Origin of the sequence: Kitasatospora sp. DSM 101779 (assembly GCF_025655475.1) — a bacterium.
Taxonomy (GTDB): Bacteria; Actinomycetota; Actinomycetes; order Streptomycetales; family Streptomycetaceae; genus Kitasatospora.
The window spans coordinates 2,240,598-2,249,131 of record NZ_JAHTIK010000001.1; the positions used below are offsets into that span (position 1 = coordinate 2,240,598).

The 8,534-nt window shown below is 73.6% G+C and carries 8 protein-coding genes and 1 pseudogene; 6 read left to right on the forward strand and 3 right to left on the reverse strand.

Going from position 1 to position 8,534, the window contains the following annotated elements; translation table 11 throughout:
- Positions 1-443, forward strand: a 443-nt coding sequence (locus tag KSNIM_RS10425; protein WP_263102955.1) for a helix-turn-helix transcriptional regulator, incomplete at its 5' end; no start/stop codon positions are given.
- A gap of 107 nt (positions 444-550) precedes the next feature.
- Positions 551-751: a hypothetical protein gene (locus tag KSNIM_RS10430; protein ID WP_263102957.1), complete on the forward strand. Its 201-nt coding sequence runs from the start codon at positions 551-553 to the stop codon at positions 749-751.
- Between the two features lie 121 nt (positions 752-872).
- Here KSNIM_RS10430 and KSNIM_RS10435 read toward each other — a convergent pair whose 3' ends face one another.
- Positions 873-1,274: an SHOCT domain-containing protein gene (locus KSNIM_RS10435; protein ID WP_263102958.1), complete on the reverse strand. Its 402-nt coding sequence runs from the start codon at positions 1,272-1,274 to the stop codon at positions 873-875.
- A gap of 186 nt (positions 1,275-1,460) precedes the next feature.
- Here KSNIM_RS10435 and KSNIM_RS10440 point away from each other — a divergent pair, with 186 nt between their 5' ends.
- Positions 1,461-2,057 carry an HdeD family acid-resistance protein gene (locus KSNIM_RS10440; protein WP_263102959.1) on the forward strand — a complete coding sequence of 199 codons (597 nt, stop codon included), beginning with the start codon at positions 1,461-1,463 and terminating at the stop codon, positions 2,055-2,057.
- Positions 2,058-2,117: 60 nt separating this feature from the next.
- Here the strand turns inward: KSNIM_RS10440 and KSNIM_RS10445 are convergent, their stop codons facing one another.
- Together KSNIM_RS10445 and KSNIM_RS10450 are read right to left on the reverse strand one after the other, a co-directional pair.
- Positions 2,118-3,809: an acetylserotonin O-methyltransferase gene (locus tag KSNIM_RS10445; RefSeq protein ID WP_263102960.1), complete on the reverse strand. Its 1,692-nt coding sequence runs from the start codon at positions 3,807-3,809 to the stop codon at positions 2,118-2,120.
- Positions 3,810-3,861: 52 nt separating this feature from the next.
- Entirely contained in the window at positions 3,862-5,064 is a 1,203-nt protein-coding gene (locus KSNIM_RS10450) for a 4-hydroxybenzoate 3-monooxygenase (RefSeq protein WP_263107894.1), read from the reverse strand.
- Between the two features lie 293 nt (positions 5,065-5,357).
- Here KSNIM_RS10450 and ddaH point away from each other — a divergent pair, with 293 nt between their 5' ends.
- The 3 genes and pseudogenes from ddaH to KSNIM_RS10465 all read left to right on the forward strand — a co-directional run.
- On the forward strand, positions 5,358-6,182 hold the full coding sequence (gene ddaH / locus KSNIM_RS10455; RefSeq protein ID WP_411543855.1) for a dimethylargininase: 825 nt from the start codon (positions 5,358-5,360) through the stop codon (positions 6,180-6,182).
- A gap of 374 nt (positions 6,183-6,556) precedes the next feature.
- A complete protein-coding gene (locus KSNIM_RS10460) occupies positions 6,557-7,966 on the forward strand; it encodes a family 2B encapsulin nanocompartment shell protein (protein ID WP_263102962.1) in 1,410 nt (469 codons plus the stop codon).
- Positions 7,967-8,120: 154 nt separating this feature from the next.
- Positions 8,121-8,534 (forward strand): annotated as a pseudogene (locus tag KSNIM_RS10465) (hypothetical protein); the annotation flags it as partial.

The following is an 8,534-nucleotide window of genomic DNA, read 5'->3' on the forward strand; positions in this document are numbered from 1 at the left end:
GGGCCCAGCTGGTCCGGGCCCGGGCGGCCTCCGCCGTCGGGGACCCGGCGGCGGCCCACCGGCTGCTGGCGCAGGCACTGGCCGCGGCCCGCCCGGACCGGCTGCGCCGCCCGTTCCGGGAGGCCGGCCCGTGGGTGCGGCGGCTGCTGCAGGAACGTCCGGCCCTCGCCCACGCCCACGGCTGGCTGCCCCGGGACCTGGTCGCCGGACTCCCCCGTCCGGGTGACGAACCGGCACCCGCCCGCGTGGTGGAGCAGCTGAGCGAGCGCGAGCACGACGTGCTCGTCCGGGTGGCGCAGCTGATGTCCACCGACGAGATCGCCGCCGACCTTCACCTGTCGGTGAACACCGTGAAGACGCATCTGAAGAGCATCAACCGCAAGCTGTGCGCCACCCGCCGCGGGGAGGCGGTGCGCCGGGCCCGGCAGCTGCACCTGCTCTGAGCGGCCGGGCGGGTCCCACCCCGACCGGGTGATGACCCAACCGGCCGTACCGGCGACGGTGGAGCAGGGGGTCCGAGGCCGTGGGGTACCGAGGGAAGCGTGTGCCCATGCACTACGAGATCCGCGTCGCCGGGACGATGTCGGAGACGATGCTCTCCGAGGGGTTCCCCGAGCTCGACAGCTACGTCGTCCCGAGCCAGACGGTGCTGTACGGCCAGGTGGTCGACGAGGCGCACCTGTACGGCCTGCTGGCCCGGTTCCGGGCGCTCGGCCTGCGGGTGGTGGAGTTCCGGCAGCTGCCGGACTGAGATCGGGGCCCGGCAGCCGCCGGACTGAGAGCGGGGCCCGGCAGCCGCCGGGTTCGGCCCGTGCGCACGAGGGCGCCGGATCGCCGCGGTGGCGGTCCGGCGCCCCTTCCGGTCCTGGCGGTCAGGCCAGGACCTTCGCCTTGGCCTGCTGGTACTCCGCGTCGGTGATCGCCCCGCTCTTCTGCAGTTCGGCGAGCTTGGCGAGTTCGTCGACGTGACTGGACGGTGCCGGGCCGGAGCCGGCCGCGGCTTCTTGGACGTAGGAGCGGAAGTCCTGTTCGGCCTGCATCCGCATCTGCATCTCGCGTTCGCCCATGCCCCTACCGCGGGCGATCAGGTAGACGAACACGCCGAGGAAGGGGATCAGGATCAGGAAGATGCACCAGCCGGCCTTGCCCCAGCCGCCGACCGAGTCGTCCCGGAAGAGGTCGCCGAAGATCCGGAACAGCAGGAAGAACCAGAGGATCCAGAGGAAGAACCACAGCATGGTCCAGAAGATGTTGAGCAGCGGGTAGTCGTCCACCGTGCGCCTCCTGTCACGGGCGCCTGCCCCGGGGGGTGCGGCAGGCGGGTTGCTCCGGATCAACCGTCCCCGGAGCGGGGGGCGCCCGCACCACCCGGCGCGGGTGATCTCCGCCGGCCGCGGCGGCGGGAGACTGGGTGCTCCGGGCGCCCCGTGCGCCGGCTCCGCCGAACGAGGGAGCACACCATGACCGCACCCTCCCGTCCCGCCCCCGCGGACCCGCAGGACCTGCTGACCGGTCTCGGCAGGTCGTGGCTGTGGCCGCTGTCCTTCGGAGTGCTGACCGTGGTGGCGGGCGTCGTGATGCTCGCCTGGCCCGAGGAGACCACCCGGGTGGTCGCCATCATCATCGGCCTGCAGCTGCTGGTGGCCGGGGCGGTCCGCTTCGTCACCGCCTTCACGCACGAGGACGGCACCGGCGGCCGGGTGCTGCACGTGCTGATCGCGCTGCTGTCGGTGGTGGCGGGTGTGCTGGTGCTGCGCCACCAGTTGCAGACCGTCGGCTTCCTGGCGATCGTGGTCGGCCTCTACTGGCTGCTGGCCGGGATCGTGACGCTGTTCGTGGCGATCTCCAACAGGGCGATGCCGGGCCGCGGGCTCGCGGTCTTCCTGGGCGCGATCGGGGTGATCGCGGGCATCGTGGTGCTCGCCTACCCGGTCGAGTCCGCCGTCGCGCTGGCCAGACTGCTCGGGCTGTGGCTGGTGCTGCTCGGCCTGATCGAGATCGGCGGCGCCTTCGTGCTCCGCTCGGCGCTGCGCCGGACGGAGGTGCAGATGCGCTGAGGGCCGCCGGGCGGGACGGCGTACCGGCCGCCCCGCCCGGCCCTGCTGCGCCCGGTGCCGTCAGCGCGCCCGGCGGGCGGCCAGCAGTGCGCCGTCCAGCGGGAGTTCGGCGACGCCGGTGAGGTCGAAGCCGGCCTCGGCGAGCAGCCGCCCGTAGTGCTCGGCGGTGCGCTCCCGGCCGCCGACGTTGCACAGCATGTGGACGTCCCAGGGCACGGCCAGCGACGGCCCGGCGTCCTCCTCGGCGGGCAGCAGCCGCTCCACCACGAGGAGTTCGGCGTGCTCGGGCACCGCCTCGGCGAGCCGGCGCAGGATGGCCAGGCACTGCCGGTCGTCCCAGTCGTGCAGCACCCGGGAGAGCAGGTAGACGTCACCGCCGGCGGGCACCCCGTCGGTGAAGTCGCCGGTCACCAGCCGGCAGCGGTCGGCGCAGCCCGCCTTCGTCAGGGTCTCCCGGGCGGCTTCCACCACGTGCGGGCGCTCCAGCAGGACGCCCTCCAGGTGCGGGTGGGCGGTGAGCACCCCGGAGAGCAGGGCGCCGTTGCCGCCGGCGACGTCCACCACGACCCGGGCGGAGGTGAAATCGACGAGCTCGGCGATCGGGTCGAACATCTGGGTGCTGGCGGCCATCGACCGGTCGAACAGGTCGGCGAGCTGCGGGTCCGCCGCGAAGTGGGTGAAGTGGTGGGCGCCGTAGGTGTGTTCGAAGGCGTCCCGGCCGGTGCGGACGGCGTACCCGAGGGCACCGAAGGAGCGGTAGAACGGGCCGCCGTAGAGCAGGGCGAGCGGGTGCAGCGACCGGTCGGCCCCGGTGCGCAGCAGCCGGCCGAGCTCGGTGGGGCGGTGCGCGCCCGCGCCGTCGGGGGCGAACACCCCGAGTGCGGTGAGGTAGCGCAGCAGGCGCTGCAGGCGGTCGGGGTGGGTGCCGGTGAGTTCGGCGAGCCGCTCGGTGGACGGTCGGGGAGCGGTGTCGAGGTGGTCGGCGAGCCGCAGTTCGGCGGCGACCGCGACGGCCTGGGTGGCCCAGGCGCCGGTCATCAGGTGCAGCAGCCGCTCGGCCGGGCGGTCGCCGGTGCTGCCGTGGGCGGCGAGGACCGCGGCGTGGTGGCCGGTGGTGTTGAGCTCCAGCCGCCGGTGGCCGGAGTCGGCGCCGGTGCGGAAGTAGAGGACGGTGGTGTCCTCGTGGGCGTTGTGCCCGCCGCCGTCGGCGGTGGTGCGGCCGCCGTCGAGCAGGGTGGCGCGCAGTCCGGCGAGCACCACCGGGTCGGGCGTGGTGACCTCCAGGGCGAGGTGCGCCTCGTTGTCGTGGGCGCGCTCGCCTGCGGCGAGGGTGTCGAGGCCGGAGCCGGGCGGGACGGCGAGCGCGAAGACCTCGATCTCGCAGGGGCTGCCGTCGGCGGCGGTCACCGGGGCTCGGAGGATGCCGACCTCCAGGCTGTCCGCGCTGCGCCCGTAGCGTCGGGCGAGCCGCTCACGGACGACCGTGCTGGGGGTGACCGGACCGGCGTCCAGCCCTTCCGCGCGGAGCAGGGCGTGCAGTTCGCCGAGCGAGCTCGGGAAGACCAGGACGGCGGCGTGGGTGAAGCGGGCGTGTGCGGCGACGGCGTCCCGCTCGGCGGGTGCGAGTCCGGGCAGCAGGTCGGCGAGGACGGTGGCGGTGTCGTTGGCCGCGACGAAGGCGGCGGCCCGGCGGATGCGGTCGAGGTCGTGCGGATGCAGGCGCGGCTGTGCCGCGCCGGGCGGGTTGCCCATGCGGTTGTCTCCCCCGTGGAGCGGGTTGTTCGGGCTATGAATTGACTGACTGTCAGATACCGACGTAGTTCTCGGCGAAGTGGTCCTGGTGCCGGCGGGAGGTCCGCAGGCTCTCCAGCCGGGCCTGTTGCAGGGCGCGCAGGAAGACGGCGTCGTCGCCGCCGCCGGCCGGACCGTGCAGCAGGTTGATCATCCAGTGCGAGAACTCCTGCGCCCGCCATATCCGCGGCAGGCAGTCGGCGGAGTAGCGGGCGAGCAGCTGCTCGTCGCCGCCGCGCAGGGCGGCGACCAGGCCCCGGGCGAGGATCTCGGCCTCCATGACGGCGAGGTTGGCGCCCTTGGCGGCCGCCGGGCTGATCAGACCGGCGGCGTCGCCGACCAGGAACAGCCGGCCGTACTGGATCGGATCGAGGACGTCGGAGGTCATCTCGACCGTCCGGCGTTCCAGGATCGGCCCCTCGTGCAGCGTCCCGTGCCGGTCGGCGCGCATCCGGTGGGCGAGTTCGGCCCAGATCAGGGCCTCCGACCGGGCGTCCGGGGACTCGCCGCGCGGCACCTGCAGGTAGTAGCGGGTGATGTCGGGGGTGCGGGCCATGTGGCCGGCGAAGCCGTCCTCGTGGACGGCGTAGGCGACGGCGGCCATGCTCTGCGGGGCGGCGGCGAGCAGGGCCAGCCAGGTGACGCCGTGGTCGCGGCGGTAGCGGCGGACGGCGCCGGCCGGGACGGCGGTGCGGGCGGTGCCGTGCCGGCCGTCGCAGCCGGCGACGAACCGGGCCTGCAGCCGGCGCAGGGTGCCGTCCGCGGACTGCGCGGTGACCGCCGGGCGGTCGCCGGTGAGCCCGGTGATGCCGACCACCGGGGTCTCGAAGCGCAGGTCACCGCCGCGGGCGAGGAACTCGGCGACCAGGTCGCGGACGAGGTGCTGCTGCGGGTAGACGGTGTGCGCCTCGCCGCGGCCGAGGCTGCCGTAGTTCAGGTGGAACTCGCCGCCGTCGGTGCGGAAGGCGCAGGTGTCGTGCTGCTGACCGTCCTTCAGCAGACCGCCGGCGAGGCCGTTCTCGGTGAGCACCCGGACGGTGTTCGCGGCCAGGAACCCGGCCCGGGCGCGCTGCTCGACGTGGGCGCGGCTCTGCCGTTCGAGGACGGTGCAGCGCACCCCCGCGGCGAGCAGCAGGTTGCCGAGGACCAGCCCGGCCGGCCCTGCGCCGACGATCAGGACCTCGGCGGCGTCCTCGGCCGCGGTGTCTGCGGGCATGGTGTCTCCGGACATGGTGTCTCCGGACATGGTGGTGCTCCCCCCGTGAACGATCTTCCGACAGGCTGCCCGGTGCGGGCCCCGGTGCGGGCCCCGGTTCGGTGGCCGGCGGCCCCCGAGCCGCCGAACATTCCTCCAACGGCCGAGGGCGGCGACGGGTTTCGGGTGGCGGAGAAAGGTTTACCCAGGTGGCCGGATGTCACTGCGCCGCCGCCGCAGGTTCACTCGCCGTTCGGTGGGCGCGGCGTAGCGTTCGCGGCGCGGCCGCACACCCGGCGGCCCGCCGCCACGTCCTGGGGGTCACCACCATGCGCTCCGCCCAGCCCCGGCACTACCTCATGTGCCGTCCCACCCACTTCGACGTCGTCTACTCCATCAACCCGTGGATGGACCCGGGCAAGCCCGTCGACACCGCGCTCGCGGTCGCCCAGTGGGAGCAGCTCCGCCAGGTGTACCTGGAGCTCGGACACACCGTGGACACCGTCGAACCGGTGCCCGGCCTGCCGGACATGGTCTTCGCCGCCAACGGCGCCACGGTGCTGGACGGCCGGGCGCTGGTCGCGCGGTTCCGCGACCGCGAGCGGGCGGACGAGGCCCCCGCCTACCGCGAGCGGCTGCTCGGCCTCGGCCTGGCCGAGGTGGCGACCGCCGGCTTCGTGAACGAGGGCGAGGGCGACTACCTGCTCTGCGGGGACCTGCTGCTGGCCGGCACCGGCTTCCGCAGCGACCCGCGCTCGCACGCCGAGGCGCAGGAGTTCTTCGGCCGCCCGGTGATCGGGCTGACCCTGGTCGACCCGCGCTTCTACCACCTGGACACCGCCCTCGCGGTGCTGGACGAACGGACGGTCGCCTACTACCCGGAGGCGTTCACCCCGGGCAGCCGGGCGGTGCTGCGGCGGCTCTTCCCGGACGCGGTGATCGCCACGGCCGAGGACGCCGCCGTCTTCGGCCTCAACGCGGCCTCGGACGGCCGGCACGTCGTGCTGCCGCAGAACGCGACCGCGCTCGCCGAACAGCTGCGCGAGCGCGGCTTCGAACCGATCGGTCTCGATCTGTCGGAGCTCCTGAAGGCCGGCGGAAGCGTCAAGTGCTGCACCCTGGAGCTGCGAACGGCCTGATCCCGCACGGGAGAAGGCGCAGGCAGACGGGCACGGGGGCCCGCCGGACGGCTCGCGGAGCCGGCGGCGGGCCCCGGCGCGTCCGGCGTCGTCCGACCGGTGCGACGCGCTCCGCAGCCGCTCCGCACGCCCGGTTCTGTCCGCCGCCGTCCGGCCCTGTCGATCACCGGTCAATCCTTTCTGCCGGTGATTTCACCTGATGGGGTGGCGGACGGCCAGCCGGACGGATCAAGGGTCCGTGACGATCTAGTGTTCCGTTCCGGGTGCCCGTCCGCCGCACACGACAGGACGCCGCCTTCCCTTCCCGACACAGGATCTGACGCTCCGCCATGTCCGCGTGCTGGCGGCGCACCATACGAAGGAGAACCCTGCCGATGTCCGTGGACGCGAGCCCGGAGGCACCGCAGGTGCAGCAGCAGTCCAGCCTCACCACGGCTGCCGCCCGCAATCTCGCCACGACCACCAAGTCAGCCCCGCAGATGCAGGAGATCACCTCCCGCTGGCTGCTGCGGGTCCTGCCCTGGGTGCAGACCGCCGGCGGCGCCTACCGGGTGAACCGCCGCCTGACCTACGCGGTCGGCGACGGCCGGATCGAGTTCGTCAAGACCGGCTCCCAGGTCCGGGTGATCCCCCGCGAGCTCGGCGAACTCGCCCTGCTGCGCGGCTTCGAGGACGTCGACGTGCTCACCGTGCTGGCCGACCGCTGCGTCCAGCGGGACTTCGGGCCGGGCGAGGTGCTGGCCGAGCGGGACACCCCGTCCGACCGGATCCACCTCATCGCGCACGGCAAGGTCAGCCGGGTCGGCAGCGGCCGGTACGGCGACGACACCGAGCTCGGCGTGATCGGCGACGGCGACCGCTTCGGCGAGTCCGCGCTGCTCGACCCCGACGCCGTCTGGGACTACACCGCGAAGTCCCTCACTGCCGGAACGATCCTCTCGCTCTCCCGCACCGAGTTCGAGGCCGTGCTGGCCGGCTCCCCCGCGCTGCAGGCGCACATCCACGAGTTCCGCTCGCTGCCCGCGCAGCGGCAGAACGAGCGCGGCGAGGCCGAGATCGCCATGTCGGCCGGCCACACCGGCGAGCACCAGCTGCCCGGCGCCTTCGTCGACTACGAGCTGCGCCCCCGCGAGTACGAGCTGAGCGTCGCACAGACCGTGCTCAAGGTGCACACCCGGGTCGCCGACCTCTACAACCAGCCGATGAACCAGATCGAGCACCAGCTGCGGCTGACCATCGAGGCCCTGCGCGAGCGCCAGGAGCACGAGCTGGTCAACAACCCGGAGTTCGGCCTGCTGCACAACGCCGACTTCGACCAGCGGATCCAGACCCACTCCGGCCCGCCCACCCCGGACGACCTGGACGAGCTGCTGAGCCGCCGCCGGGACTCGGAGTACTTCCTCGCCCACCCGAAGACCATCGCCGCCATCGGCCGCGAGCTCAACTCCCGCGGGCTGTACCCGGACCACGTCGACCTGGGCGGTCAGAAGGTGCCGGCCTGGCGCGGGGTGCCGATCCTGCCCTGCAACAAGATCCCGATCACCAAGGAGCACACCAGCTCGATCCTGGTGATGCGCACCGGCGAGGACAACCAGGGCGTGATCGGCCTGCACCAGACCGGCATCCCGGACGAGTACCAGCCGAGCCTGTCCGTCCGCTTCATGGGCATCGACGACAAGGCCCTCATCTCGTACCTGGTCACCGCCTACTACTCGGCGGCGATCCTGGTGCCGGACGCGGTCGGTGTGCTGGAGAACGTCGAGATCGCGGGCGGCCGCGGCTGACCGGGTGAAGGCCGTAACCCGGCTGTGCAAGATCGAGTTGACACGGTGTCGGGCTGCCCGTTCGGGTGCCCGGCACCGCCTCGTGTCCGCCCTCCGATCGTCACCGAACCACCGTCGACGCGCCGTCGCCGGAACGAAAGGCACCAGATCCACCATGCCGGGACCGATCACCCCGCAGGCCCGCGGCGTCCGACTGGCCGGCGCCGTGCTCGGCGCGACCGCCGCCTGCGCCCTGCTGACCGGTGCCGCGTGCGGACGGTCCGCCGCCCCCGGGGTCGACACGGACGTCGACTCCTGCGCCCGGGTCGCCGTCTCGGTGACCGGTGCCGGCGGTGTCGACATCGAGGTGGAGGTGTGGACGGACGTCTCGATCGACCTGGACATGGACGCGGTCACCGCCGCCGCCCACCACCCCGGGCAGCCGTCCCTGCCGGCCCACCCGGGCCAGCCCCACCCCGGGCACCCGGCCCATCCGACGCACCCCACGCACCCCACGCACCCCGCGCACCCGACCCACCCACCGCACCCCACCAAGCCGCCGAAGCCGCCGAAGCCGCCGCACCCGTGC

Coding starts and splice junctions, on each gene's coding strand:
- KSNIM_RS10440 (WP_263102959.1), top strand. CDS start 1,461: ATGACCGCACCCTCCCGTCCCGCCCCCGCGGACCCGCAGGACCTGCTG.
- KSNIM_RS10450 (WP_263107894.1), bottom strand. CDS start 5,064: ATGCCCGCAGACACCGCGGCCGAGGACGCCGCCGAGGTCCTGATCGTC.
- KSNIM_RS10460 (WP_263102962.1), top strand. CDS start 6,557: ATGTCCGTGGACGCGAGCCCGGAGGCACCGCAGGTGCAGCAGCAGTCC.
- KSNIM_RS10445 (WP_263102960.1), bottom strand. CDS start 3,809: ATGGGCAACCCGCCCGGCGCGGCACAGCCGCGCCTGCATCCGCACGAC.
- KSNIM_RS10430 (WP_263102957.1), top strand. CDS start 551: ATGCACTACGAGATCCGCGTCGCCGGGACGATGTCGGAGACGATGCTC.